This window comes from Streptomyces sp. NRRL B-24484 (genome assembly GCF_000717715.1).
Taxonomy (GTDB): Bacteria; Actinomycetota; Actinomycetes; order Streptomycetales; family Streptomycetaceae; genus Kitasatospora.
The window spans coordinates 143,010-168,681 of record NZ_JOAI01000002.1; the positions used below are offsets into that span (position 1 = coordinate 143,010).

25 protein-coding genes are annotated in these 25,672 nt (G+C 74.5%); 5 read left to right on the forward strand and 20 right to left on the reverse strand.

Features of this window, described 5'->3' with window-relative positions:
- Positions 1–337: 337 nt before the first annotated feature.
- The 5 genes from IE98_RS0102660 to IE98_RS0102680 form a co-directional block, all read right to left on the reverse strand.
- On the reverse strand, positions 338–2,287 hold the full coding sequence (locus IE98_RS0102660; RefSeq protein ID WP_030263356.1) for a serine/threonine-protein kinase: 1,950 nt from the start codon (positions 2,285–2,287) through the stop codon (positions 338–340).
- Between the two features lie 360 nt (positions 2,288–2,647).
- On the reverse strand, positions 2,648–3,772 hold the full coding sequence (locus tag IE98_RS0102665; RefSeq protein WP_030263359.1) for a GuaB3 family IMP dehydrogenase-related protein: 1,125 nt from the start codon (positions 3,770–3,772) through the stop codon (positions 2,648–2,650).
- A 170-nt stretch (positions 3,773–3,942) separates the two neighbouring features.
- Complete coding sequence (gene guaB, locus IE98_RS0102670; RefSeq protein ID WP_030263361.1) at positions 3,943–5,445, reverse strand: IMP dehydrogenase; 1,503 nt, start codon at positions 5,443–5,445, stop codon at positions 3,943–3,945.
- Positions 5,446–5,725: 280 nt separating this feature from the next.
- On the reverse strand, positions 5,726–6,418 hold the full coding sequence (gene shbA, locus IE98_RS0102675) for an RNA polymerase sigma factor ShbA (protein ID WP_078660734.1): 693 nt from the start codon (positions 6,416–6,418) through the stop codon (positions 5,726–5,728).
- A gap of 249 nt (positions 6,419–6,667) precedes the next feature.
- Positions 6,668–7,279 carry a response regulator transcription factor gene (locus IE98_RS0102680; protein ID WP_014136228.1) on the reverse strand — a complete coding sequence of 204 codons (612 nt, stop codon included), beginning with the start codon at positions 7,277–7,279 and terminating at the stop codon, positions 6,668–6,670.
- A 579-nt stretch (positions 7,280–7,858) separates the two neighbouring features.
- Between IE98_RS0102680 and IE98_RS0102685 the strand changes: the two genes are divergently transcribed.
- A complete protein-coding gene (locus IE98_RS0102685) occupies positions 7,859–8,188 on the forward strand; it encodes a WhiB family transcriptional regulator (protein WP_030263366.1) in 330 nt (109 codons plus the stop codon).
- 109 nt (positions 8,189–8,297) lie between these two features.
- Here IE98_RS0102685 and IE98_RS0102695 read toward each other — a convergent pair whose 3' ends face one another.
- From IE98_RS0102695 to groES, 3 genes are all read right to left on the reverse strand, one after another.
- Positions 8,298–9,299 (reverse strand): LysR family transcriptional regulator, encoded by a 1,002-nt coding sequence (locus IE98_RS0102695; protein ID WP_030263369.1) that lies wholly within the window; start codon positions 9,297–9,299, stop codon positions 8,298–8,300.
- Between the two features lie 119 nt (positions 9,300–9,418).
- Complete coding sequence (gene groL, locus IE98_RS0102700; protein WP_030263373.1) at positions 9,419–11,050, reverse strand: chaperonin GroEL; 1,632 nt, start codon at positions 11,048–11,050, stop codon at positions 9,419–9,421.
- 92 nt (positions 11,051–11,142) lie between these two features.
- The gene (gene groES, locus IE98_RS0102705) at positions 11,143–11,448 is read right to left on the reverse strand and encodes a co-chaperone GroES (protein ID WP_014136232.1); all 306 of its coding nucleotides are present in this window, start codon (positions 11,446–11,448) and stop codon (positions 11,143–11,145) included.
- A 248-nt stretch (positions 11,449–11,696) separates the two neighbouring features.
- Here groES and IE98_RS0102710 point away from each other — a divergent pair, with 248 nt between their 5' ends.
- Both IE98_RS0102710 and IE98_RS0102715 read left to right on the forward strand, forming a co-directional pair.
- The gene (locus tag IE98_RS0102710) at positions 11,697–11,999 is read left to right on the forward strand and encodes a hypothetical protein (RefSeq protein WP_030263375.1); all 303 of its coding nucleotides are present in this window, start codon (positions 11,697–11,699) and stop codon (positions 11,997–11,999) included.
- Between the two features lie 68 nt (positions 12,000–12,067).
- The gene (locus IE98_RS0102715) at positions 12,068–13,237 is read left to right on the forward strand and encodes a class I SAM-dependent methyltransferase (protein WP_030263377.1); all 1,170 of its coding nucleotides are present in this window, start codon (positions 12,068–12,070) and stop codon (positions 13,235–13,237) included.
- On the opposite strand, the gene IE98_RS0102720 is transcribed toward IE98_RS0102715, so the two are convergent.
- The 5 genes from IE98_RS0102720 to tsaB form a co-directional block, all read right to left on the reverse strand.
- Positions 13,219–14,082 carry a polysaccharide deacetylase family protein gene (locus IE98_RS0102720; RefSeq protein WP_234443381.1) on the reverse strand — a complete coding sequence of 288 codons (864 nt, stop codon included), beginning with the start codon at positions 14,080–14,082 and terminating at the stop codon, positions 13,219–13,221. The genes IE98_RS0102715 and IE98_RS0102720 overlap by 19 nt on opposite strands.
- Positions 14,083–14,145: 63 nt before the next feature.
- On the reverse strand, positions 14,146–14,403 hold the full coding sequence (locus IE98_RS0102725) for a hypothetical protein (RefSeq protein WP_030263382.1): 258 nt from the start codon (positions 14,401–14,403) through the stop codon (positions 14,146–14,148).
- Positions 14,400–15,479: a tRNA (adenosine(37)-N6)-threonylcarbamoyltransferase complex transferase subunit TsaD gene (gene tsaD / locus IE98_RS0102730; protein WP_030263385.1), complete on the reverse strand. Its 1,080-nt coding sequence runs from the start codon at positions 15,477–15,479 to the stop codon at positions 14,400–14,402. The genes IE98_RS0102725 and tsaD overlap by 4 nt, the downstream gene beginning before the upstream one ends.
- The gene (gene rimI, locus IE98_RS0102735; protein WP_043173298.1) at positions 15,472–15,963 is read right to left on the reverse strand and encodes a ribosomal protein S18-alanine N-acetyltransferase; all 492 of its coding nucleotides are present in this window, start codon (positions 15,961–15,963) and stop codon (positions 15,472–15,474) included. The genes tsaD and rimI overlap by 8 nt, the downstream gene beginning before the upstream one ends.
- Positions 15,964–15,994: 31 nt before the next feature.
- Positions 15,995–16,648, reverse strand: a complete 654-nt coding sequence (tsaB, locus tag IE98_RS0102740) for a tRNA (adenosine(37)-N6)-threonylcarbamoyltransferase complex dimerization subunit type 1 TsaB (protein WP_030263391.1) — start codon at positions 16,646–16,648, stop codon at positions 15,995–15,997.
- A 179-nt stretch (positions 16,649–16,827) separates the two neighbouring features.
- Here tsaB and IE98_RS0102745 point away from each other — a divergent pair, with 179 nt between their 5' ends.
- Positions 16,828–17,388, forward strand: a complete 561-nt coding sequence (locus tag IE98_RS0102745) for a hypothetical protein (RefSeq protein ID WP_043173299.1) — start codon at positions 16,828–16,830, stop codon at positions 17,386–17,388.
- A 55-nt stretch (positions 17,389–17,443) separates the two neighbouring features.
- Here IE98_RS0102745 and IE98_RS48860 read toward each other — a convergent pair whose 3' ends face one another.
- The 6 genes from IE98_RS48860 to IE98_RS0102775 all read right to left on the reverse strand — a co-directional run bounded on the left by IE98_RS48860 (position 17,444) and on the right by IE98_RS0102775 (position 23,020).
- On the reverse strand, positions 17,444–17,641 hold the full coding sequence (locus tag IE98_RS48860) for a hypothetical protein (RefSeq protein ID WP_030263397.1): 198 nt from the start codon (positions 17,639–17,641) through the stop codon (positions 17,444–17,446).
- A 269-nt stretch (positions 17,642–17,910) separates the two neighbouring features.
- The gene (gene tsaE / locus IE98_RS0102755; RefSeq protein WP_030263408.1) at positions 17,911–18,417 is read right to left on the reverse strand and encodes a tRNA (adenosine(37)-N6)-threonylcarbamoyltransferase complex ATPase subunit type 1 TsaE; all 507 of its coding nucleotides are present in this window, start codon (positions 18,415–18,417) and stop codon (positions 17,911–17,913) included.
- Between the two features lie 41 nt (positions 18,418–18,458).
- The gene (locus IE98_RS41930) at positions 18,459–19,817 is read right to left on the reverse strand and encodes an alpha/beta fold hydrolase (RefSeq protein WP_043173301.1); all 1,359 of its coding nucleotides are present in this window, start codon (positions 19,815–19,817) and stop codon (positions 18,459–18,461) included.
- Complete coding sequence (alr, locus tag IE98_RS0102765) at positions 19,817–21,007, reverse strand: alanine racemase (protein ID WP_030263413.1); 1,191 nt, start codon at positions 21,005–21,007, stop codon at positions 19,817–19,819. The genes IE98_RS41930 and alr overlap by 1 nt, the downstream gene beginning before the upstream one ends.
- Positions 21,008–21,150: 143 nt before the next feature.
- A complete protein-coding gene (locus IE98_RS0102770; RefSeq protein WP_030263416.1) occupies positions 21,151–22,608 on the reverse strand; it encodes a bifunctional ADP-dependent NAD(P)H-hydrate dehydratase/NAD(P)H-hydrate epimerase in 1,458 nt (485 codons plus the stop codon).
- A 43-nt stretch (positions 22,609–22,651) separates the two neighbouring features.
- Complete coding sequence (locus IE98_RS0102775; RefSeq protein ID WP_030263419.1) at positions 22,652–23,020, reverse strand: holo-ACP synthase; 369 nt, start codon at positions 23,018–23,020, stop codon at positions 22,652–22,654.
- Positions 23,021–23,171: 151 nt separating this feature from the next.
- Here IE98_RS0102775 and IE98_RS0102780 point away from each other — a divergent pair, with 151 nt between their 5' ends.
- On the forward strand, positions 23,172–23,720 hold the full coding sequence (locus IE98_RS0102780) for a Uma2 family endonuclease (protein WP_030263421.1): 549 nt from the start codon (positions 23,172–23,174) through the stop codon (positions 23,718–23,720).
- Positions 23,721–23,759: 39 nt separating this feature from the next.
- Here the strand turns inward: IE98_RS0102780 and glmS are convergent, their stop codons facing one another.
- Positions 23,760–25,616, reverse strand: a complete 1,857-nt coding sequence (glmS, locus tag IE98_RS0102785; RefSeq protein ID WP_078660741.1) for a glutamine--fructose-6-phosphate transaminase (isomerizing) — start codon at positions 25,614–25,616, stop codon at positions 23,760–23,762.
- Positions 25,617–25,672 lie beyond the last annotated feature (56 nt).

Below are 25,672 nucleotides of genomic sequence, written 5' to 3' on the forward strand. Positions count from 1 at the left end.
CTCGCCCCGGCCAGGGTACGTCGCCGCGGGGCCGGGATCGCGGCACCGACCGGACGGATCCGATCGATGTGGCCTTCGACGTGCTCGGCGGCGGCGACGGGCGGGGCGCCGGGAACGCCGCCGTGCGCACCGCCGGGGCCGCCGCGGTGCCCGGCGGGGAGCCGGTGGCGTCGACGGCCGGGCGGCGCCCGGTCCACGTCCGCAGGGGTGCGCCGGTGCTGACCGGCCGTCGGCTGCTCCTCCTCAAGGACGGCGGGCCGCCGGTGCCGGTTGCGCCGGCCGGCTCGGGGCGGCCGGAGCGACGAGGGGTTCGCCCGGGCGGTCGGGGCGGTCCGGGTCAGGGCGCGGGCTGGAAGGTGGCGAAGCCGATGCTGCGGGCCGCCGTGTTGGCCGCCGAGTTCCAGTCCGCGTCGGCGGTCGTCCAGTAGAGGGCGTAGCCGTACTTGCCGTTGCCGGTGACGAAGCCCCGGTTGAGCGAGTGGGAGGTGGTGCTGCTGCCGCTGGTCCACTCCCAGTCGGCGGCGTTGGTCCACTCCCGGTAGGTGATCGCCTTCAGCTGGATGCGCTGGTAGTTGGCCCAGTGCTGCGAGCGCTCGCTGTCCTGCCAGTCGGCGAGGGCGCTGTCGTTGGCGCCGACCGTCCAGTCGACCATCAGCTTCAGCCCGTTGCCCTCGAAGTTGCGGCTGGTCGCGTCGTAGGCCCTGCCCGCGTCGGCCATCCACTCTGGCAGCACGATCGAGAAGCCGGAGGCGTCGTGGACGGTCCGGTAGCCGGCGGGGACGGCGCCGTCCTTGCCGCCGGGCGCGGGCGTGCCGGGCGCCGCGTCGCCGGGGGCGGGGGTGTTCGAGGGCGGGGTGCTCGGGGCGGCGGAGGCGCCCGCGCCGGGGGACGCCGACGCGGCGGGGGACGCGCCCGTACCGGCCGCCGGCGAGCCACCGGTCCCGAGGACGGGCGCCGCGGCCGAGGCCGCGGAGTCGGCGGACTTCCCGCCGTGCTTGCCGGCTCGCTCGCCGTCCCCGCCGCCGTTGTTCAGCAGCGCGATCACGCCGACCAGAACGAGCACCAGCAGCAGCGCGCCGCCGGCCAGCAGCGCGATGCGCGGGTTGCGCCGCTCCCGGGGCACGACCGGCAGGGCCTCGGTGGGCGGGGCGGGCGGCAGCAGCCGGGCGGCGGCCGCGGGCACGGCGGCCGCGGGCACGGCGGCCGCGGGGGGTATCGCCTCGGCCGAGCGGCTGCCGACCCGGACGGTGCCGACCCCGCCGCGCTGCGGCGGGGCGGACCGGTCGGCGGCGGGCGTGCCGGCGGGCTTCCCGGCCGGTGCGGACGCGGGCGTGGCGGGCTTCTTCGCGGTGCCGGCCACGGCGGCTGCGGCCGCGGCGGCCGCCGGTGCGGCGGCGGTGCGGCCGCCGCCGGCCACCGGGACGGCCTGCTGCGTGGTGGCCTCGGCCCGGGCGGTGGACTCGGCGACGATCCGCCGCAGCTGGGCGCGGGTCGCCGAGGCGTCCAGGCGCCGGTCCGGGTCCTTCTCCAGCAGCCCCTCGATGACCGGCCGCAGCGGGCCGGCGTTGAGCGGCGGGGCGAGGTCCTCGGTCATCACGGCGGTGAGCGTGGCGAGCGCCGATCCCCGGTCGTACGGGGGCTTGCCCTCGACCATCGAGTAGAGCGTGCCGCCGAGCGACCACAGGTCGGCCGGCGGGCCGGGCTTGCGGCCCTTGGCCCGCTCCGGCGAGATGTACGAGGGGGCACCGACCAGCATGCCGGTGGAGGTGACGGAGCTGTCGCCCTCGACGCTCGCGATGCCGAAGTCGGTGAGCACCACCCGTCCGTCGTCGCCGATCAGCACGTTGGACGGCTTGACGTCGCGGTGCAGGATGCCGTGCTCGTGGGCGGCGCACAGCACGCCCAGCACGTCGAGGGCGATCGCGGCGGCGCGGGCGGGCTCCAGCGGGCCGTCGTCCTTGATGACGTCGGCGAGGGAGCGGGACTCGACCAGCTCCATGACGATCCAGGGCCGCTCGTCCTCCTCGACCACGTCGAAGACGGTGACGGCGGCGGTGTGCCGGATCCGCGCGGTGGCCTTCGCCTCGCGCAGCGTCCGGACGATCAGGCGGTGCTTCTCGTCCTCGTCGACGGCGTCGGTCATCCGCAGTTCCTTGACCGCGACGACCCGGCCGAGCATCTCGTCCTCGGCCCGCCAGACCGTGCCCATTCCGCCACGGCCGAGGACGTCGCTCAAGCGGTACCGGCCGGCGAGCAGACGGCCGGTGGGCTCCTGCGGCTGCGTCATCGGTGCGCTCCCCCATGTGTTGCTGGCCGTGTGGTCATGACGGCGCGTCGGGCCGCAACGGGCGGCGGCACCCGGGGCTCAGAACGCCAAGTGCCCATCATCCCCTGTCGCTTCGGCCCGGGACCAATCGGCCCCACGGCCTTCGGACGGTCCGCGGCCGGCCGGCGTCCCGTTCGTGGCCGAAAAAGCACTGGCGTGGGCGGATCGATCGTCCCACCGGCTCGCACACGTTCACGAATTCTCCCACGGTGGCGCACGATCACTCCACGCGGGTGCCGTGCTGACGCCCCGCCACCGGCACGCCGGAGCCCCCGACCGCGGACGGACGGGGGCTCCGGGGGCAGCAGCAGCAGCGGCGGATCAGCCGTGCAGCGCCGGGTTGACGGTGACCTCGACCCGCTGGAACTCCTTGAGCTCCGAGTAGCCGGTGGTGGCCATGGCCCGGCGCAGCGCACCGAAGAGGTTCATGGTGCCGTCGGGGGTGTGCGACGGGCCGGTGAGGATCTCCGCGATGGTGCCCACGGTACCCAGGTCGACCTTCTTGCCGCGCGGCACGTCGTCGTGCACGGCCTCCATGCCCCAGTGGTGGCCCTTGCCGGGCGCGTCTGTGGCGCGGGCCAGCGCGGCACCGATCATCACGGCGTCCGCACCGCAGGCGACGGCCTTGGCGATGTCGCCGCTGTAGCCGACGCCGCCGTCCGCGATGACGTGCACGTAGCGGCCGCCGGACTCGTCCATGTAGTCGCGGCGGGCGGCGGCCACGTCGGCGACCGCGGTGGCCATGGGCACCTGGATGCCCAGCACGTTGCGGGTGGTGTGGGCGGCGCCACCGCCGAAGCCGACCAGCACGCCGGCCGCGCCGGTGCGCATCAGGTGCAGCGCCGCGGTGTAGGTGGCGCAGCCGCCGACGATGACCGGCACGTCGAGCTCGTAGATGAACTGCTTGAGGTTGAGCGGCTCGGCGGCCGAGGAGACGTGCTCGGCGGAGACGGTGGTGCCGCGGATCACGAAGACGTCCACGCCGGCGTCGACGACGGCCTTGGAGAACTCGGCGGTGCGCTGCGGCGAGAGGGCGGCGGCGGTGACGACGCCGGAGTCACGGACCTCCTTGATCCGCTGCCCGATCAGCTCGGCCTTGATCGGCTCGGCGTAGATCTCCTGCAGGCGGCGGGTGGCGTCGGCCTCGTCGGAGATGCCGGCGATCTCCTCCAGCAGCGGCTGCGGGTCCTCGTAGCGGGTCCAGAGGCCTTCGAGGTTGAGCACGCCGAGGCCGCCGAGCTTGCCGATGGCGATGGCCTGCTGCGGCGAGACCACGCTGTCCATGGGGGCCGCCAGGAAGGGCAGCTCGAAGCGGTAGGCGTCGATCTGCCAGGCGATCGAGACCTCCTTCGGGTCCCGCGTACGGCGGCTGGGGACGACGGCGATGTCGTCGAAGGCGTACGCCCGGCGGCCGCGCTTGCCTCGCCCGATCTCGATCTCAGTCACTTCGAGCCCTTCTGCTGCTGTGCATCTGCCGGCCGGGTCACCCCGGCCGCCCCCCAGTATCCCGCACCTGCCCCGACGGCCGCCGCCACCGTCCGCGACACGGGCACGCGCGAGGGGCGCGCGGGGAGGGATCCCCACGCGCCCCTCGGGGTGCGGTCGTGCCCGGTCGCTCAGCGGCTGCTGTAGTTCGGCGCCTCGACGGTCATCTGGATGTCGTGCGGGTGGCTCTCCTTGAGGCCGGCCGCGGTGATCCGGACGAACCGGCCCTTGCTCTCCATCTCGGCGACGGTGGCCGCGCCGACGTAGCCCATGGTCTGCCGCAGGCCGCCGACCAGCTGGTGCAGCACCGCCGACAGCGGGCCGCGGTAGGGCACCTGGCCCTCGATGCCCTCGGGCACGAGCTTGTCGTCCGAGGCCACCTCGGCCTGGAAGTAGCGGTCCTTGGAGTAGGAGCGGCCCTGGCCGCGGGACTGCATGGCGCCGAGCGAGCCCATGCCGCGGTAGGACTTGTACTGCTTGCCGTTGATGAACTGCAGCTCGCCGGGCGACTCCTCGCAGCCGGCCAGCAGCGAGCCGAGCATCACGGTGTCGGCTCCGGCGGCGAGCGCCTTGCCGATGTCGCCGGAGTACTGCAGGCCGCCGTCGCCGATGACCGGCACGCCGGCCGCGCGGCAGGCGAGGGCCGCCTCGTAGATGGCGGTGATCTGCGGGACGCCGATGCCGGCGACGACGCGGGTGGTGCAGATGGAGCCGGGACCGACGCCGACCTTGACGCCGTCCACGCCGGCGTCGATCAGCGCCTGGGCGCCGTCCCGGGTGGCGACGTTGCCGCCGATGACGTCGACCTGGACGGCCGACCGGATCTTGGCGATCCAGGCGAGCGCGTTGTGGCTGTGGCCGTGCGAGGTGTCGACGACCAGGAAGTCGACGCCGGCGCCGACCAGGGCCTGGGCGCGGTCGAAGGCCTCGGCGGAGGCACCGACCGCGGCGCCGACGAGCAGACGGCCCTCGGCGTCCTTGGCGGCGTTCGGGTACTGCTCGGCCTTGACGAAGTCCTTGACCGTGATGAGGCCCTTGATCCGGCCGTCCCCGTCGACCAGCGGCAGCTTCTCGATCTTGTGGCGGCGGAGCAGCGCCATGGCGTCCTCGCCGGAGATGCCGACCTTGCCGGTGATCAGCGGCATCGGGGTCATGATCTCGCGGACCTGGCGGGTGCGGTCCGACTCGAAGGCCATGTCGCGGTTGGTGACGATGCCGAGCAGGCGGCCCTCGGGGTCGGCCACCGGCACGCCGCTGATCCGGAACCGGGCGCAGAGCGCGTCAGCCTCGGCGAGGGTGGCCTCCGGGCCGACGGTGATCGGGTCGGCGACCATGCCGGACTCGGAGCGCTTGACCAGGTCGACCTGGCCGACCTGGTCCTCGATCGACAGGTTGCGGTGCAGCACGCCGACGCCGCCCTGGCGGGCCATGGCGATGGCCATCCGGGACTCGGTGACCTTGTCCATCGCCGCCGACAGCAGCGGGATGTTCACCCGGACGTTGCGGGAGACCCGCGAGGAGGTGTCGACCTGGTTCGGCAGCACCTCGGAGGCCCCGGGCAGCAGCAGGACGTCGTCGTACGTGAGCCCGAGCATCGCGAACTTCTCGGGTACGCCTGCGGCGTTGTAAGACATTGTGTGGGGACCTTCCGTGGCGGCCGTTGATCTGATCGCTCCCGGCTGAGGGTTCCCGGAGCGTTGGTCTCAGGAGGGCGCGGCGTCGGCCTGCGGTCGGACCGTCACCACACCCGCGCGCACCGGCACGGGCGGACCGCCAAGACGCCGCAATGCTCGGAGGTTCCTCCAAGGGAACCCCGGTCGCACCCACGAAACTTTGGCGACCTGCCCAGGCGCCGATACCTCATGGTACTGGTGTCCGGAGTGTCGGTTGGCGCTCTCCTTGACAACGCAGAAGTCAGGAGGACTCTTCCGCGAGCGCCCGAAGTCTGCTGAGGGCCCGGTGCTGGGCCACCCGGACGGCGCCCGGGGACATGCCGAGCACCTCGCCGGTCTCCTCGGCGGACAGCCCGGCGGCCACCCGCAGCAGCACGAGTTCGCGCTGGCGGGCCGGCAGGTTGGAGAGCAGCTCCTTGATCCAGGCCGCGTCGCTGCTGAGCAGCGCACGCTCCTCCGGGCCGAGCGACTCGTCCGGGGTCTCCGGCAGGTCGTCGGGCGGGATCACGGTGGAACCGGGGCCGCGCATCGCCGCCCGCTGCAGGTCGGCGATCTTGTGCGCGGCGATGCCGTAGACGAAGGCCTCGAACGGCCGCCCCTCGTCGCGGTAGCGCGGCAGTGCGCAGAGCACCGCCACGCAGACCTCCTGCACCACGTCGTCCACGTGGTGCCGGGCGCCGCCGGGCAGCCGGACGAGCCGGCCCCGGCAGTAGCGCAGCGCGAGCGGGTGGACATAGGCGAGCAGGGCGTCGACGGCCGGGCCCTCGCCGGCGACGGCGGCCGCGACGACCTCGTTCAGCTGGGGGGACGCGCCGCTGCCGAGCACGGGCCGGCGCGGCGCACCGGCGTCCGCGTACGACGCGTCGCCCGGACCGCCGGGCTGGGCCGGGTCGGGCCGGGCCTCGCCGGGGGCGGAGGCCTCGTCGTCACGCATCGGTCCATGGTGCCTGGTCGCTCCGGAGAACGCGGCACCGCGTCCGGAGTTGTGCATCGGAACGTTATGCGTGATCGACGTACCCACCGCACCGCCTCCCGCCCCTGTGCCCGTCGTTCCTGCTGCGGTTGCACTCGTCTCCGCAGTACCCGTCCGCTGGTTCCCGAGGTGCTCCACTCCTCCATGGTGCAGCCTCGGGACCACGACGTCACACGTCCGGGCCCGGGGAGCCGCGAAGCGGCCGCCCCGTCAGCGGACGAGGCCCCAGCGGAAGCCGAGCGCCACGGCGTGCGCGCGGTCCGACGCGCCGAGCTTCTTGAACAGGCGCCGGGCGTGCGTCTTGACCGTGTCCTCGGAGAGGAAGAGCTCGCGGCCGATCTCCGCGTTGCTCCGGCCGTGGCTCATGCCCTCCAGCACCTGGATCTCACGGGCCGTCAGCGTCGGCGCCGCCCCCATGTCGGGGCTGCGCAGCCGGCGCGGCGCGAGTCGCCACGTCGGGTCGGCGAGCGCCTGGGTGACGGTGGCCCGCAGCTCGGCGCGCGAGGCGTCCTTGTGCAGGTAGCCGCGGGCGCCGGCGGCGACGGCGAGCGCCACGCCGTCCAGGTCCTCGGCGACGGTGAGCATGATGATGCGGGCGCCCGGGTCCGCGGACAGCAGCCGCCGGACCGTCTCCACCCCGCCGAGGCCGGGCATCCGGACGTCCATCAGAACGAGATCGGAGCGGTCGGCCACCCAGCGGCGGAGGACCTCCTCACCGTTCGTCGCAGTGGTCACCCGGTCGACGCCGGGCACGGTCGCGACCGCTCGGCGAAGCGCCTCCCGGGCGAGCGGGGAATCGTCGCAGACGAGTACGGATGTCATGACCGTCCTCCGCAGCTGATCCGCGTCACGTTGAGCCTCCTGGCTGGTACGAAACCTCTCCGACACGGCCGTCTGGCGACGGACCCCGTTCTGATCGCCGATGCCACGGCGATCGTTCCCGACGTCCGGCGCTTGCTAACCGCCTCCGTACATCCAACGACCGTCACTCGAATGAGTTACGGCCTTCGCGGCCACACCCACCACTGTACGTGGCCGACCCATCACGGATCGGCCACCTCGCGGTGCAACGCCGCAGATTCGTGCAGCGGATGCGCGGTCCGCGCGGCGCGTACGCCCGGTGTCCCGGGCCCGCACCCCGGGAGGGCCGGCGCACTGCCACCCGATTGCCACGCGGAGCCTGACCACCACCATGCCCCGTTTGTCCGTTTTTATAGCTTCTATACGGTCATTGACTGTTGTGTCGGTGTGTGGGTGACTTGTCCTGTTGGGAGCCGTAAGTCATATTTCCAGGTGTCCGTACCGGCCCCGAGCAGCCTCGCCGCAGCGGGCGGGCCCCGAGACCTTTTTGCAACCGCGTCGATCCGAGCCCGAGTCCTGAGTCCTTGAAGGGAATGAGCCATGGCAGATTTCTCCCGCCTCCCCGGCCCCAACGCAGACCTCTGGGACTGGCAGCTCTCCGCCGCCTGCCGCGGCGTGGACAGTTCTCTCTTCTTCCACCCCGAGGGTGAGCGCGGGGCCGCGCGGAGCTCGCGCGAGGCCAGTGCCAAGGAGGTCTGCATGCGGTGCCCCGTCCGGGCCGAGTGCGCGGCGCACGCGCTGGCCGTACGGGAGCCCTACGGTGTGTGGGGCGGACTGACCGAGGACGAGCGCGAGGAACTGCTGGGCCGCTCGCGGAACAGGCAGCTGGCCGAGGTGCCGCTGGCGATGCCGGCGAACGTCCGGCAGTGATCCGCGGCCAGGGCTCGGCGCAGCGGGATCCGGCCGGACCGGCCGAGAAGAAACGTTTCGGCGGCGACCAGGACGGACGGCCGCCGACCGGTCGGCGGACGGCAGACGGTCAGCGGGCGGCGGCCGCCGCCACCAGCTGATCGAGCATCAGCCCCACCGCGGGCACCGCCGCGAGGTCCGGCAGGGTCAGCGCGACCACCTCGCGCCGCACCGGCTCGCCCGCGGCGGTCTCCAGCGGCACCACCGCGACGCCCTCGCGGCGCACCGCGTCCAGGGCCATGCCGGGCAGCACCGCCACCCCCAGTCCGGCCGCCACCAGTCCCACCACGGCGGGGTAGTCGTCGGTCGCGAAGTCGATCCTGGGCTGGAAGCCGGCGCCCTCGCAGAGCTCCACCAGGTGGCCGCGGCACTGCGGGCAGCCCGCGATCCACTGCTCGTCCGCCAGCTCGCCCACGCCCACCGGGCCGCCGTCGCGGTCCGCCAGCCGGTGGCCGGCCGGCACCAGGACCACCATCGGGTCGTCGAGCAGCGGCTGCACCACCAGATCGGACCAGTCGGTCGCGGCCGCGGACGCCGCGGCCTCCAGCGCCGCCTCGGCCCGGGCCTCGCGGGCCGAGGCGTGCGGGGACGACACCGCCGGGGCGCCGCCCTGCGAGTCCGGGTAGCGGAACGCCAGCGCCACCTCGCACTCCCCCGCCCGCAGCATCGCCGGGGACTCCGGCGGCTCCGCCTCCACCAGCGACACGCGCATGCCGGGGCTCGCCGCCCGAACCTGGGCCACCGCCTTCGGCACCAGCGTGGAGCTCGCCGTCGGGAAGGACACCAGGCGCACCCGGCCCGAGCGCAGGCCGGCGATCGCCGCGACCTCCTCCTCGGCGGCGGACAGGCCGGCCAGGATGCCGGAGGCGTGCTTCAGCAGCACCTCGCCGGCCTCGCTGAGCTGCATGCCCTTGCCGGAGCGGACCACCAGCGGGGTGGCCACCGACTTCTCCAGGGCCTTCATCTGCTGGCTCACGGCGGGCTGGGTGCAGCCCAGCTCGCGCGCGGCGGCGGAGAAGGAACCGGTGCGGGCGACTGCGCGGAGCACTCGGAGGTGGCGGGCCTCGATCATGGCTCAGTTATAAGCCACCCTTTGAGCCCACCGGAAGCGAACGGATCACGGGAACGCCGGAGGCCCGGCCTCCCGCCCGTGGTGGGCGGGAGGCCGGGCCTCCGGGGAGCGGCTCCGCGTCAGTGGGAGTGGCCGTGGCCGCCGTGCGAGTGGCCGTGACCGTTGTCGGCCTCCTCCTCCTTCTTCTCCACCACGAGGGTCTCGGTGGTGAGGAGCAGGGAGGCGATGGAGGCGGCGTTCTCCAGGGCCGAGCGGGTGACCTTGACCGGGTCGATGACGCCGGCCTTCACCAGGTCGCCGTACTCGCCGGTGGCGGCGTTGTAGCCGTGGCCGGTCTCCAGGTCGGCGACCTTGGAGGTGATGACGTAGCCCTCCAGGCCGGCGTTCTGGGCGATCCAGCGCAGCGGCTCGGCGAGCGCCTTGCGGACGACCGCGACACCGGTGGCCTCGTCGCCGGACAGGCCGAGGCCGCCGTCGAGGACCTTGGCGGCGTGCACGAGGGAGGCGCCGCCACCGGCGACGATGCCCTCCTCGACCGCGGCGCGGGTCGCCGAGATGGCGTCCTCCAGGCGGTGCTTGCGCTCCTTCAGCTCCACCTCGGTGGCGGCACCGACCTTGATGACGCAGACGCCGCCGGCCAGCTTGGCCAGGCGCTCCTGCAGCTTCTCGCGGTCCCAGTCGGAGTCGGTGGAGGCGATCTCGGCCTTGATCTGGCCGACGCGGCCGGCCACGGCCTCGGAGTCGCCGGCACCGTCGACGAGGATGGTCTCGTCCTTGGTGACGGTGATGCGGCGGGCGGTGCCGAGCACGTCCAGGCCGGCCTGGTCGAGCTTGAGGCCGACCTCCTCGGAGATGACGGTCGCGCCGGTGAGGACGGCGATGTCGCCGAGGATCGCCTTGCGGCGGTCGCCGAAGCCGGGGGCCTTGACGGCCACCGCGTTGAAGGTGCCGCGGATCTTGTTGACCACCAGGGTGGACAGCGCCTCGCCGTCGACGTCCTCGGCGATGATCAGCAGCGGGCGGGAGCCGCCCTGCAGGATCTTCTCCAGCAGCGGCAGGAGCTCCTGGATGGAGGAGATCTTGCCCTGGTTGATCAGGATGTACGGGTCCTCGAGGACCGCCTCCTGGCGCTCCGCGTCGGTGACGAAGTACGGCGACAGGTAGCCCTTGTCGAACTGCATGCCCTCGGTGAACTCGAGCTCGACGCCGAAGGTGTTGGACTCCTCGACGGTGATGACACCGTCCTTGCCGACCTTGTCGATCGCCTCGGCGATGAGCTCGCCGACCTGGGTGTCCTGGGCGGAGAGGGACGCGACGGCGGCGACGTCGTCCTTGCCCTCGATCTCGCGGGCCACCGAGAGCAGGTGCTCGGAGACGGCGGCGACGGCCTTGTCGATGCCCTTCTTCAGGGCGGCCGGGCCGGCGCCGGCGGCGACGTTGCGCAGGCCCTCGTTGACCAGGGCCTGGGCGAGCACGGTGGCGGTGGTGGTGCCGTCGCCCGCGACGTCGTTGGTCTTGGTGGCGACCTCCTTGACCAGCTGCGCGCCCAGGTTCTCGTACGGGTCGTCGAGCTCGACCTCGCGGGCGATGGTCACACCGTCGTTGGTGATGGTGGGGGCGCCGAACTTCTTGTCGATGACGACGTTGCGGCCCTTGGGGCCGATGGTCACCTTGACCGTGTCGGCCAGCTTGTTGACACCGCGCTCCAGCGAGCGGCGGGCGTCCTCGTCGAACTGCAGGATCTTCGCCATGTTCCCGTTTCCTCAGGGTCTTACGGATGGACCAACAAGCACGCCCCGGCCCGGGTCAGTGCTGACTCGGTTCCGGGGCGGGCCGTTACGGCTTACTTCTCGATGATGGCGAGAACGTCGCGGGCCGAGAGGACGAGGTACTCCTCGCCCTGGTACTTGACCTCGGTGCCGCCGTACTTGGAGTACAGGACGATGTCACCGACGGCGACGTCGAGCGGCAGGCGCTGGCCGTCCTCGAAGCGGCCCGGGCCGACGGCCAGGACGACGCCCTCCTGGGGCTTCTCCTTGGCGGTGTCCGGGATAACCAGGCCGGAGGCCGTGGTGGTCTCGGCGTCGAGCGGCTGGACCACGATGCGGTCCTCGAGCGGCTTGATGGCAACCTTGCTGCTGGTGGTCACGTCCGAGCTCCCCTTCGGAGATTACGGGGTTGTCTAACAGGGAAGGGCGATGTCCGCAGGCCTGCCGTCGCGGGGGTCAGGCTCGCTCCGTCGCATTGGCACTCCCCCGGGGGGAGTGCCAGGAACGACCATAGGCCGCCGTTAGCACTCAGTCAACCAGAGTGCCAACGAGAGTCGCCCGGTGTCCCGGGTACGGGTGAGTAGCCGTACTCATGTGCGACGCCGGCGCCGGACGGGACGATGGCGGCATGACCGCGAACCGACCCTCCGTCACCCGGGACCTCCTGCACACCTCCTGGCTGCTCGCCGTCGAGACGGCGCTCGGCACCGGCGCGGTGTACGCCTCGATCGTCCTGGTGTTCGCCCTGGCCACCCCGGACAGCGGCGCCGGTGTGGTGGCGGCCTGCCTCGGTCTGGTGGCGGCCGCCGTGACCCTGCCGGTGGTCACCGTCGCGGTGACGGCGCGCCGGGGCTACCGGATCGCACCGGTGGCTGTGGTGACCGCCGGGCCGCTGCTGGTCGCGGGTGCGCTGACCGTCGTCGGCCGCTGACGGCCGCCGGCCGCCGGGCCTCCGCGGAGGCAGGGAGGGGCCGTGGCCGCCCGGGGGAGAATGGCCGGGTGGAGATCGAATCGTTCCGGGCGCTGCTGACCGACGAGGGGCGGGCGCTGCTCGCCGAGCTGCGGGAGTTCACCCCCGACCGCGAGCTGGCGCTGGCCACCCGGCTGCGCCGGGACCACCCGGCCGAGCTGGTGCGGGCCGCGTTCGAGCAGGCCCGGCTGCGGCAGCGGGCCCGGGCCAAGTTCGGCGACGACGCCGACGTCATGTACTTCACGCCGAACGGCGTCGAACAGGCGACCCGGCGCAGCGTCGCCGAGTGGCGGGCGGCCCGGTTCGCGGGCCTGGGCGTGCGGCGGCTGGCGGACCTGTGCTGCGGCATCGGCGGGGACGCGGTCGCGCTGGCCCGGGCCGGCGTGTCGGTGCTGGCGGTGGACCGGGACCCGCTGACCTGCGCGGTGGCCGAGGCCAACGCGGCGGCCCTCGGTCTCGCCGGGCTGGTGGAGGTGCGCTGCGCGGACGTGCTGGAGGTGGACACCGACGGCTTCGACGCGGTGTTCACCGATCCCGCGCGGCGGACGGCGCGCGGTCGGGTCTTCGACCCGGAGGCGTACTCGCCGCCGCTGTCCTGGGCGCTGGAGGCGGCGCGGCGGACGCCGTTCGGGGCACTGAAGGTCGCCCCCGGGATCCCGCACGAGCTGGTGCCGCAGGACGCGGAGGCGGAGTGGGTCTCCGACCACGGCGAGGTGAAGGAGGCGGTGATCTGGTTCGGCACCGGGGCGGCGGCGCCGTACCGGGCGACGGTGCTGCCGGGCGGCGGCAGCCTGTCGGGCACCGGCGACCGGGCCGAGGCCGGGCCGGTCGGCCGCTACCTGTACGAGCCCGACGGCGCGGTGATCCGGGCCGGCCTGGTCGCGGACGTGGCGCGCAGCGTGGGCGGCCGGCTGGTCGACCCGCAGATCGCGTACGTGACGGCGGACGAGCTGGTGCCGACCGCCTTCGCCCACGCGTACGAGATCGGCGAGGTGCAGCCGTACAACGTGAAGCGGCTGAGGGCGCTGCTGCGCGAGCGCGGGGCCGGGACGGTGGTGATCAAGAAGCGCGGGATCTCCGTCACCCCGGAGGAGCTGCGCCGGCAGTTGAAGCCGAGCGGCCCGCACGAGGTGACGGTGATCCTCAGCCGGACGGACGACGGCCCGCTGATGATGCTGGGTCAGCCGGCCGCGACGTAGTCCTCCAGGCGGCCGACGGCGAAGCCCTGCTCCTGGATCCGGGCGAGCAGTTCGCCGAACATCTTGGTCATCGTCTCGCCCTTGAGGTCCTTGGGGCCGCGGAAGTGGGCGAGGACGATGTCGCCGGGACGGAGCTTCTTGTCGGCGGCCTGGTACTGCATGTCGTGGATCTGCATGGACTCGCGCCAGAGCACTACGGCGCGCGGGCCGCAGGCGCGGACGGCGGCGCCCAGGGCCGGGGTGTGCGCGCCGTCGCCGTACGGCGGGCGGAACAGCAGCGGCGCGGTGCCGTACTCGCGGGTGAGCGCGGTCTGGGCGTCGCAGACCTCGGACTTCTGGCGTTCGGGCGAGAGCCGGCTCATCGCGGGGTGGTCCACGGAGTGGTTGTGGATGTGGTTGCCGAGGGCCTGCAGCGGCTTGAAGTAGCCGTAGTCGCCGCTCACGATGTCGCGGGTCAGGAACATCGAGAAGGGCACCTTGAGGTCGGTGGCCATCTCGACGAACTTCGGGTCCTTCTCGGCGCCGTCGTCGATGGTGATGAAGACGACCTTGTCGCCGGTCGGCACCTCGCTGAAGACCGGGACGGGCCCGGTGGCGGCGAGCTTAATCGGCTTGTCGGCGGGGGCGGCCGGGGCCGCGGGCAGCGGCTTGAGGCCCCACTTGGACCAGGCGGCCGTGCGGTCCTGTGCGGCGGGCGCGGCCGCGGCGGTGGTGCCGGCCGCGGAGGCGCCGGGCCGGGCGGGCGGCGCCTGGGCGCCGCGCTGCGGTGCGCCGCTGCCGCAGGCGGTGAGTGCCGCCAGCAGGACGGCCGCCCCCGCGGCACAGGACATGGACCTCTTCGTCAACGTGCGCTCCCCCCACCCGGCCCGGCGGTGTGCGCCGGGTCAGCGATCTCTCAGGAGGGCACGCTACTCGACGTGCGCGCGGGTGAACGACCAGCGGTGGACGGGTCGCGCGGTCAACCCGTCCGGCGGATCGGGGAGCCGTCCGGGCTCGCCCGTCCACCAGGTGATGAGCAGCACCCGGTCGCCGTCGGCGGTGAGCAGTTCGAGGCGTTCGGGGGCCGCGGTGCGCAGGCCGGGCAGTACCTCCTCGCGCACCCAGCGCTCCAGGTCGGCGGCCCGCCCCTCGGCGGCGCGGGCCTCCCACATGAGGGCGCGGGTCACCGCAGCGACTCGTGCGCGTGGGCGTGGAACTCGGTGTGCGGGACGTGCACCTCGGTGACCGGCAGCGAGGAGTCCGCGGACAGGTCGAAGGCGGACGGGGTGCGGCCCCGGCGGACCATCTCGGAGCCGAGCGCGGCGACCATGGCGCCGTTGTCGGTGCACAGGCCCGGGCGGGGCACCCGGAGCACGATGCCGGCCCGGTCGCAGCGCTGCTGGGCCATCTCGCGCAGCCGGGAGTTGGCGGCGACGCCGCCGCCGATCATGAGGTGGTCGACGCCGTTGTCCTTGCAGGCGCGGACGGCCTTGCGGGTGAGCACGTCGGTGACGGCCTCCTGGAAGGACGCGGCGACGTCGGCGATCGGGACCTCCTCGCCGGCGCGGCGCCTCGCCTCGACCCAGCGGGCGACGGCGGTCTTCAGGCCGGAGAAGGAGAAGTCGTAGGCGGGGTCGTTCGAGGCGCTGAGGCCGCGCGGGAAGGCGATGGCCTTCCCGTCGCCGTCGCGGGCGGTGCGGTCGACGTGCGGGCCGCCGGGGAAGCCGAGGCCGAGCACCCGGGCGACCTTGTCGAAGGCCTCGCCGGCCGCGTCGTCGATGGTGGCGCCGAGCGGGCGGACGTCGCTGGTGATGTCGGAGGAGAGCAGCAGCGAGGAGTGGCCGCCGGAGACCAGCAGGGCCATGGTCGGCTCGGGCAGCCGGCCGTGCTCCAGCTGGTCGACGCAGATGTGCGAGGCGAGGTGGTTGACGCCGTACAGCGGCTTGTCGAGGGCCCAGGCGTAGGCCTTGGCGGCGGAGACGCCGACCAGCAGGGCGCCGGCGAGGCCGGGGCCGGCGGTGACGGCGATGCCGTCGAGGTCGGTGGCCTTGATCCCGGCGGTGTCGAGGGCGCGCTGGATGGTCGGGACCATCGCCTCCAGGTGCGCCCGGCTGGCGATCTCGGGGACGACGCCGCCGTAGCGGGCGTGGTCGTTGACGCTGGAGGCGACCGCGTCGGCGAGCAGCGTGGTGCCGTGGACGATGCCGACGCCGGTCTCGTCGCAGGAGGTCTCGATGCCGAGGACGAGCGGTTCGTCAGCCATTCTTCGGGTCCTTCGAATCGTGCGGGGGGTGGTCGAGTCGCATGACGAGCGCGTCGACGTTCGCGGGCTGGTAGTAGCCGCGGCGGACGCCGACCGGTTGGAAGCCGAACCGCTCGTACAGCCGCTGGGCGCGCAGGTTGTCGACCCGGACCTCCAGCAGCAGTTCGGCGCAGCCGCGGCGGGCGGACTCCTCGACGAGGTCGGTGAGCAGCGCGGTGCCGAGGCCGGCGCCCTGCAGGCGCTCGTCGACGGCGATGGTCTGGACGTCGCCCTCGGTGCCGACGGCCATCAGGCCGGCGTAGCCGACGATGCGGCCGTCCTCGGTGGTGGCGACGGTGTAGTGGCGGGTACCGCCGGGGTGGGCCTCGGCCAGCTCGGACCAGTACATGGCGGGCGACCAGGCGTCCTCGGGGAACAGCCGCAGTTCGAGGTCCATGACGGGCTCGATGTCCCACCACCGCATCGGGCGGAGGATCACGTCCATCCGGCGCCCCTCTCCGCGGCGGGCCGGCGGGTCATGCGGGGAGCACCGCCTTGTACCCGGCCGGGACCTGGGCGTCGGGGCGTCGCAGGTAGAGCGGGGCGTTGGGCAGCAGTTCGCGGCCGGCGGCGAGTTCGGTGGCGGCGTAGTCGGCGAGGGCGCCGGCCGAGACGTGCTCGGGGCCGGTCGCACCGGGGAAGGTCTCGGGGTAGAGCAGGGCGCCGGCGCCGACCGAGCGCTGCGGCGGGGTGAGGTCGCCGGGGCGGTCCACGCCGGGGCCGTCGGTGCGGGTGCCGTCCTCGTCGTAGGAGGCCCAGTAGACCTCCTTGCGGCGGGCGTCGGTGGCCGCGGTGAACGGGCCGGTCAGCCCCTCGCGGCGGGCCTGGTGGGCGATCGCGTCGAGGGTGCAGACGCCGTGCACGGGCAGGCCGAGCGCGTGGCCGAGGGCGGCGGCGGTGACCAGGCCCACCCGCAGGCCGGTGTACGGGCCGGGGCCCACGCCGACGGCGATCGCGGTGAGCTCGCGCTTGTCGACGCCGGCGGCGCGCAGCACGTCGCCGATGGTGGGCAGGAGCAGCTCGCCGTGCCGTCTGGCGTCGACCTCGTAGGACTCGGCGAGGACGGCCGTGCCGTCGTGGACGGCGGCGGTGACGGCGGGGGTTGCGGTGTCGAACGCGAGCAGCAGCACGGCACCAAGGTTAGAGGGTCGGCCGGGCCCGCCGCCCCGGCGGTGCGGGGCGGACGGCTCCGCCGGTGCCGCGGCGCGGGGGCGGGGGTGGGGAACACACCATCGGATCGCACCTTCGGGTGGGTGCGGACCTGGCACGATGGGGCGGACACGGGCAGCGAGCGGTGGGAGCGTGCGTGGTGAGGACGGTTCCGGGCGTGGTGGTCGCGGGGCTGACGGCGGGGGCCGTGGCGGTGGTGGCGCTGCTGGCCGTCCAGGCGGACGGTGCGCAGGCGCGGGCCGAGGCGGCCCGGGCGTCGGCCGGGGTGTCCGCCGAGCCGTCGCCGAGCGCACCCGCCCCGGCCGCGTCGATGCCGGCGCTGCCCGCCTCGTCGGGCACGGGCTACCGGGTGGTGTACTCGGTGTCGCAGCACCGGGTGTGGCTGGTCGATCCGCGCAAGGACCAGCAGGTGCAGGCCTCGTTCGCGGTGACGCCGGGCTCGGCGGAGCCGACGCCGGGCAGCTACAGCGTGTACAGCCGGACGGCGGCCGGGAAGGGCACCGACGGCCGGCAGATCGAGCACGTGGTGCGGTTCACCGACCAGGGCACCGTGGTGTTCGGCTTCGGCGCGGCGGTGGACGGCTCGACGGCGCCGCCGACGGGGACCCTGCGCACGGGCGGGATCCGCTCGTCCCGGGCGGACGGGCAGGTGCTGTGGGACTTCGCGCCGACCGGGACGAGGGTGTTCGTCGCGGAGTAGCGCCGGCGCCGGGTGGCGCCGACCGCTGCCCGGGCGGGCGTGGCCGGGCGGTGCGTCAGGCCGCGCGCGGTGGCGCGGCGGGTTCCGGGTGCTCCTGCGCCGTGGGCCGCGGGCGCGCGGGCGGGGTGGAGACGGCGGCGGCGGACGCGCAGGAGGCCAGCAGGGCGCGCATCGGGACCTCGCCGGCCCGGGCCGGGGTGTCGTCGGAACGGTCCTGCGGCGTGGGTGCCGCAGCGGGGGTGGTGCTCGCCATCGGGGCGCCTCCCTAGTTAGGCAGACCTAACCGCAGTTCCCATCCCATCACGAGGGCGGGCCGGGCCGCAACACCTTCCCGACACCGTGTCGGGAAGTGTCGGGCCGCGGCTCCGCCACCCCGGGGATGTGTCGTCGAAGGCCACCGGCGCACCACGAGCGGCGCGGGGAGTGCGCGGCCTCGGGCATCACGGCTCCGCCGGGCCGTCGCGGGAGCCACCCCCGCGGAACGGGCAGCCCTCGGGGGACGGCCGGGCGGGCGCGGCGGGATCAGTCCCGGTCGAGGACGGCGAGGTCGACGCCGTCCCAGCGGCCGCCGAGGCCGGTGACGGTGACCCGGCGCGGGTCGAGGTCGTCGGCCTCCTCCGCGGCGCCGCCGATCGCCCGGTGGATCCGGACCTCCAGGCGGTCCTCGCTGAGCTGCTCGACCTTGCCCTCGCCCCACTCGACGACGACCACCGACTCGGGCAGCGACACGTCCAGGTCGAGGTCCTCCATCTCGTCCAGGCCGCCGCCGAGCCGGTAGGCGTCGACGTGGACGAGGGCCGGGCCGCCGCCGAGCGGCGGGTGGACCCGGGCGATCACGAAGGTCGGCGAGGTGACCGCGCCGCGCACGCCGAGGCCCTCGCCGAGGCCGCGGGTGAGGGTCGTCTTGCCGGCGCCGAGCTCCCCGTGCAGCAGTACCAGGTCGCCGGGGCGCAGCAGCGCGGCGAGGCCCTTCCCGAGTCGGCCCATCCGCTCGGGGGTGGCGACGGTGAGGCTGAGCTGGTTGCCCATGGGGGTGTCGGTGTCCTTCCGGGTGGCGGCGGGGGCCGCGGTCAGTGGTGGGGCCCCGGGCCGGGCGGGGCGGGGACGCCGGCGTGGCCGGCGGCCCGCTGCAGCAGCCCGGTCAGGTGCAGGTCGACCTCGTCGGGCCGCTCCAGCATCAGCAGGTGGCCGGTCTCGGGCAGCACGACCAGCTCGGCGCCGGGCAGCGTGCGGGCGATCTCCTCGCTGTGCGCGGGCGGGGTGAGCAGGTCCTCCGTGCCGGCCAGGACGAGGACGGGGATGCCGTCGAGGGCGGCCAGCGCGGCCTTCTTGTCGTGCAGGCCGAACGCCGGGTAGAACTCGGCGACCACGTCGATCGGGGTGGCGTCGAGGAGCTGTTCGGCGAACCGGACGACCTGCGGGTCGACGTCCTTGGAGCCGAAGGAGAAGCGGCGGTAGAAGACCGCGGCGACGTCGGCGCCGATCCGGCGGGTGGCCTCGACGATTTCGACCTGGCGGCCGAGCAGCTTGACGGTGGCGGGGGCGAGCTTGCGCAGCAGGCGGGCGCCGGCCGCGGGCAGGCCGAGGGTGACGGAGTTCCAGTCGCCGGCCAGGGTGCCGACCAGGCCGACGCCGGCGACCCGTTCGCGGAACAGTTCCGGGTGCTGGTCGGCGAGGGCCATGACGGTCATGCCGCCCATGGAGTGGCCGATCAGCACGATCGGGCCCTCCGGGACGACCGCGTCGAGGACGGCCTTGAGGTCGCCGCCGAGCTGGTCGATGGAGGCCGGCTCGCCGGCCAGGTAGGAGCGGGAGCGTTCGGAGCGGCCGTGGCTGCGCTGGTCCCAGAAGACCAGCCGCAGTCCCTCGCGGAAGGCGGCGCGCTGGAAGTGCCAGCTGTCCTGGTTGAGGCAGTAGCCGTGGCAGAAGACGACGGTCAGCGGCGTCGGGGTGTCCGAGGGCGCCGGTCCGGCGGGCCGGCCGGCGCGGGCCAGGGCGCCGGTGCCGCCGAGCAGTCCGGGCAGACCGGTGCGGTCGACGCCGGTGGTCCCGCGCCGCCGGGTGAACCAGGCACGGCGGCGCTGGCCCTCGTCCTCGGGCTGCTCGGGCCGGCCGGCCGGGCCGGGCACCGCCTCGTCCCAGCCGGTGCCGTCGAGTTCGACGTACAGCTCGGTGCCGTCCGGGGCGGCGACGGTGCACGGGCGGCCGCGCAGCGAGCCGTACGGGGCGGCGGCGTCGAGCTCCTCGCGGGCGCGGCGGCGCATCGAGCGGCCGACGGTGAGGCGCTCGATGGCGACGCCGGCGGCGGCGCCAGCCGCGACCACGCCGAGCGATATGCCGATCAGGCCCGCCCGGCTCACGCCGCCGGAGGCCGCCCCGGCGGCCCTGGCCACCGCGGCGACCGGATTCCCGTCGGCGCCCTCCGCCATCAGGGGGCCGTCCCGTCCCCCGCGCCCACGTAGCGGCGCGGCACCCGGGAGCCGATCCGGGTGACGATCTCGTACGAGAGGGTGCCGCACGCGCGGCCCCAGTCCTCGGCGGTGGGCTCGCCGCGCTCGCCGCTGCCGAAGAGCAGGACCTCCTCGCCGACCGGCGGGGTGTCGCCGCCGAGGTCGACGACGAACTGGTCCATCGCGACCCGGCCGGCGACGGTGCGCCACTTGCCGGCGATCTGGACGGGGCCGGTGTTGGAGGCGTGCCGCGGGATGCCGTCCGCGTAGCCGACCGGGACGAGGCCGAGGGTGGTGTCGCCCGGTGTCGTGTAGTGGTGGCCGTAGCTGACCCCGTGGCCGCCCGGGACGGTCTTGACCAGGGCGAGCCTGGCCGTGAGCGACATCACGGGGCGCAGCCCGAAGTCCGCGGGGGCGCCGATGTCCGGCACCGGGGAGAGGCCGTACATGGCGAGGCCGGGCCGGACGAGGTCGTAGTGCGACTGCGGCAGCAGCAGGGTGGCCGGCGAGTTCGCCAGGTGCCGGACCTCGGGCCGGACGCCCCGGGCCTCGGCGTGCGCGACGGCGGCGGCGAAGCCGTCGAGCTGGGCCTGGACGGAGGGGTGGCCGGGCTCGTCCGCGGCGGCGAAGTGGGACCAGAGGCCGACGACCTCGATCAGGCCCTCGGCCTGGGCGCGCAGGGCGGCGGCGACCAGCTCGGGCCAGTCGTGCGGCTGGCAGCCGTTGCGGCCGAGGCCGGTGTCGGCCTTGAGGTGGACGCGGCCGGGCACGCCGGTCTCGCGGACGGCGGCGAGCAGTTCGTCGAGCGCCCAGCGGCCGCTGACGGAGACGTCCACGTGGGAGCGGAGCGCCTGGGCCCAGGGGCCGCCGGGCGTCCACAGCCAGCACAGGATCCGGGCCTGCTCGGGGCGGATGCCCGCGGCGCGCAGGGCGAGCGCCTCCTCGGGGGTGGCGGTGCCCAGCCAGCGCACGCCCGCGGCGACCGCCTCACGGGCGCACGGCAGCGCGCCGTGGCCGTAGGCGTCCGCCTTGACCACGGCCATCAGCGCGGCATCGGTGCGTGCCCCCAGCGCGGCGAGGTTCTCCCGCAGGGCGGCCAGGTCGACGGCCGCCTCGGCGCGGACCCCGTGGGTGAGGGCGGGAGTTCCGGTCGTGTTCGCAGTTGTCATCGCGTATCAGTCTCCCAGACCGGCGCCGCTGCCCGGCTCACGACCCCGGCCGGGCCCGGCGGTCGTCAGTGGGAGACGCGCGAAACGGAGCATTCGGTTCCGCGGAACGGTACCCTCCCGCCGTTCGGGCGGCGCGGCCGGTGTCAGCGTCCGGCGGCCGCCGAGCGCACCGTCCGCCACGCCTCCGGCAGCGCCTCCGCGATGTCCAGCGCGGCGGCCGGGGCGCCCGCGGCGGCCGTCCGGCCGGCCAGCCCGTGCAGGTGGGCGGCGACCGATCCGGCGTCCAGCGGGCCGAGGCCGGACGCCAGGAGCGAGCCCGCGAGGCCGGACAGCACGTCCCCGCTGCCCGCCGTGGCGAGCCAGGAGGTGCCGGTCGGATTCACCCGGACGGTGCCGTCCGGCTCGGCGACCACCGTGGTGGAGCCCTTGAGCAGCACCGTCGCCCGGTAGGCCGCGGCGAGCCTGCGCGCGGTGGCCAGCCGGGCCGCCGCGAGGCCGTCCGCGGCGGGCGGCGCCCCGCCCTCCGCGCCGGCGAGCAGCCGGGCCGCCTCGCCGGTGTGCGGGGTGAGCAGGGTGGGCGCGGTGCGGTCCGCCAGCGCGGCCGGACCGAGCCGGGCGAGCTCGGTCAGCCCGTCCGCGTCGACCAGCACCGGCACGTCCGCCGCCAGCACCTCGGGCAGCAGCTCCCGCACGCCCTCGCCGGAGCCGGGGCCGACCACCCAGGCCTGCACCCGGCCGGCCTCAGCGGGTCCGCCCGCGGTCACCAGCGCCTCCGGGAAGCGGCGCACCACCTCGGCCGCGGCCGTCCCCGCGTAGCGGACGGCGCCCGCCCCGCCGCGCAGCGCCCCGGCCACGGCCAGCACCGCCGCCCCCGGGTAGCGCGCCGAGCCCGCGGCGACGCCGACCACCCCGCGCCGGTACTTGTCGCTCTCCGTGCCGGGCAGCGGCAGCAGTGCCGCCGCGTCCGCGTGCTGCAGCACGGAGACCGGCGCCGGCGGCAGCTCCAGGCCGATCCCGACCAGCTGCAGCACGCCCGCGTACGAGGCGCCGGGATCGATCAGCAGCCCGGGCTTGTAGGTGCCGAAGCAGACCGTCACGTCCGCCCGCAGGGCCACCCCGGGCACCGCGCCGGTGTCCGGGTCGACGCCGCTCGGCACGTCCACCGCGACCACCCGCCCGCGCCGGGGCAGCGCCGCGTACGGCTGTGCCTCCGGCCGCAGCCCGCCGCGGCCGCCGATCCCCACGATGCCGTCCAGCACCAGGTCGGCCCGCTCGAACTCGCCCTGATCGGCCGTCACCCGGCCGCCGGCCGCGATCAGCGCGGCGAGGCCGGCGGCGTGCGCCTTCTCCGGCGAGAGCAGCACCGCGGACACCCGGGCGCCGCGGCGGGCCAGCCGCGCTCCGGCGTACAGGGCGTCACCACCGTTGTCGCCGCTGCCCGCCAGCACCAGCACCCGGCTGCCGTAGACCCGCGGCAGCAGCCGTGCGCAGGTCGCGGCGAGGCCGGCGGCGGCGCGCTGCATCAGCGTGCCCTCCGGCAGGCGGGCCATCAGGTCGGCCTCGGCGGACCGGACCTGTTCGACGGTGTGTGCGCGGCGCATCGGCGGCCTCCCGTGGCGTTGGGGCGTCCCGGGGCCTGTCGCGCTAGCCCTCGGCGATCACCACCGCCGACGCTACGCCCGCGTCGTGGCTCAGCGACACGTGCCACGACCGGACGCCGAGGGCGGCGGCCCGCTCGGCGACCGTGCCGGTGACCTTGAGCACCGGCCGGCCGGAGTCCTCGGTGTGCACCTCGGCGTCCGTCCAGCGCAGCCCGGGGGGTGCGCCCAGCGCCTTGGCCAGCGCCTCCTTGGCGGCGAACCGGGCGGCGAGCGAGGCGGTGCCCCGCCGTGCCCCGGAGGGCAGCGTCAGCTCGGCCTCGGTGAAGAGCCGGTCCGCGAGGTGCGGGGTGCGCTCCAGCGACTCCCCGAACCGCGCGATCTCCGCGACGTCGATCCCGACCCCGATGATCACCCGTGGACTCCTTCTCCGACTCCGGCCGTTGCCGGGGACTGTACGGCACACTTTCGAGTGAGAACCGCTTCGAGCCCCCTCCGGTACCGATCCGTACGCCTACCGTGTGCCCCGGCGCCGATCGGCAGGAGGGAGAAGGGCCATGGTTGCCATGCCGGCTGTCGAGCACCCGCTGCCTGCGGACGACCTGCTCCGGGCGTTCCTGGAGCTGGAAACCCCGCCGGGCTTCAAGGCCGAGCTCATCGAAGGGGAGATCGTCGTGACACCGCCACCGGACGGGGACCACGAGGACGCCGTCGCGCGATTCGCCCGGGCTGTCGCCCGGCACGCCGTGGAGGAGCTGTACGTCAGTGGCGGACGCGGGCTGATCACGCCCCACGGCAGATTCGTTCCGGACGCCGCCGTGGCGCCGGTCGGCACGTTCCGCGACCAGGGTCCGTGGACGGAACCTGTCGGTGTGGCGCTTGTCCTGGAGGTCACCTCGACCCACCCTCGGAGGGACCGCGAGGCCAAACGCCTCGGCTACGCCGCCGCAGGCATCCCCTGCTACCTGCTGATCGACCGCGACGAGGGCCGGGCCACCCTGTTCACCGACCCCGCGGACGGGGACTACACCGTCCACACCCAGGCGGCCTTCGGCAAGCCCCTCGACCTGCCCGCCCCGTTCTCGTTCGCGCTCGACACGGAGCCCCTGCGGTAGCGCACGCCACCGCAGGGGCTCCGGGCGGAGCGGGTCCGGCTACTCGACGGTGACCGACTTCGCCAGGTTGCGCGGCTGGTCGACCTCGTGGCCCTTGGCGGTGGCCAGCTCGCAGGCGAAGACCTGCAGCGGCACGGTGGAGACCAGCGGCTGCAGCAGCGTCGGGGTCGCCGGGATGCGGATCAGGTGGTCCGCGTACGGGACGACGGCCTCGTCGCCCTCCTCGGCGATGACGATGGTGCGGGCGCCGCGGGCGCGGATCTCCTGGATGTTGGAGACGATCTTGTCGTGCAGGATCGACCGGCCGCGCGGCGACGGGACGACCACGACGACCGGCAGGCCCTCCTCGATCAGGGCGATCGGGCCGTGCTTGAGCTCGCCGGCGGCGAAGCCCTCGGCGTGCATGTACGCCAGCTCCTTGAGCTTCAGCGCGCCCTCCAGGGCGACCGGGAAGCCCACGTGGCGGCCGAGGAAGAGCACCGAGCGGGCGTCGGCCAGCGAACGGGCCAGCTCGCGGACGGGCTCCATGGTCTCCAGCACCTGCTCCACCTGCTTCGGCGCGTCGCCGAGCTCGCGGATGATGGTGAAGATCTCGTCGCCCCACTTGGTGCCGCGGACCTGGCCGAGGTACAGCGCGACCAGGTAGCAGGCGACCAGCTGGGTCAGGAACGCCTTGGTCGAGGCGACCGCGACCTCCGGGCCGGCGTGCGTGTACAGCACCGCGTCGGACTCGCGCGGGATGGTCGAGCCGTTGGTGTTGCAGATCGCCAGCACCTTGGCGCCCTGCTCGCGGGCGTGCCGCAGCGCCATCAGGGTGTCCATGGTCTCGCCGGACTGCGAGATGGCGATGACCAGGGTGCGGTCGTCCAAGATCGGGTCGCGGTAGCGGAACTCCGAGGCGACCTCGACCTCGCAGGGGATGCGGGTCCAGTGCTCGATCGCGTACTTGGCGATCATGCCGGCGTGGAAGGCGGTGCCGCAGGCCACGATGACGACCTTGTCGACCTCTCGCAGCACCTGGTCGGAGATGCGCAGCTCGTCGAGGGTCAGTCGGCCGTCGGTGCCGATCCGGCCGAGGAGGGTGTCGGCGACGGCCTTCGGCTGCTCGGCGATCTCCTTGAGCATGAAGTAGTCGTAGCCGCCCTTCTCGGCGGCGGAGGCGTCCCAGTCCACGTGGTACTCGCGGACCTCGGCCGGGTTGCCGTGGAAGTCGGTCACCGTGACGCCCTCGCGGCGCAGCTCGACCACCTGGTCCTGGCCGAGCTCGATCGCCTCGCGGGTGTGCGCGATGAAGGCGGCGACGTCGGAGGCGAGGAAGTTCTCGCCCTCGCCGCGGCCGACGACCAGCGGGGAGTTGCGGCGGGCGCCGACCACCACGTCGGGGGCGTCGGCGTGGGTGGCGACGAGGGTGAAGGCGCCGTCCAGCTGGCGGCAGACCGCCCGCATGGCCTCGGCGAGGTCGCCCTGGTAGGCCTCGCCGAGCAGGTGGGCGACGACCTCGGTGTCGGTCTCGGAGCGCAGGGTGTGGCCGCGCTCGGCGATCTCGGCCCGCAGCACCGCGAAGTTCTCGATGATGCCGTTGTGGACGACGGCGACCTTGCGGTCGTCGTCGAGGTGGGGGTGGGCATTGGCGTCCGTCGGGCCGCCGTGGGTGGCCCACCGGGTGTGGCCGATACCGGTGGTGCCGGCCGGCAGGGGGGACTCGGCAAGGGACTTCTGGAGGTTGGCGAGCTTGCCGGCCCGCTTGTCGGTGGCGAGGCTCCACTGCCCGTCGAGCCCCTGGGTCTGCACGGCCACACCGGCGGAGTCGTACCCCCGGTACTCCAGCCGCTGCAGGCCTGCGATCACTACGTCGAGGGCCGACTGGGACCCCACATATCCAACGATTCCGCACATGCGTGCCAGCATATGCGGCGTTTCGTTCACCCAGGTCACGCTCACCACTCACCCCG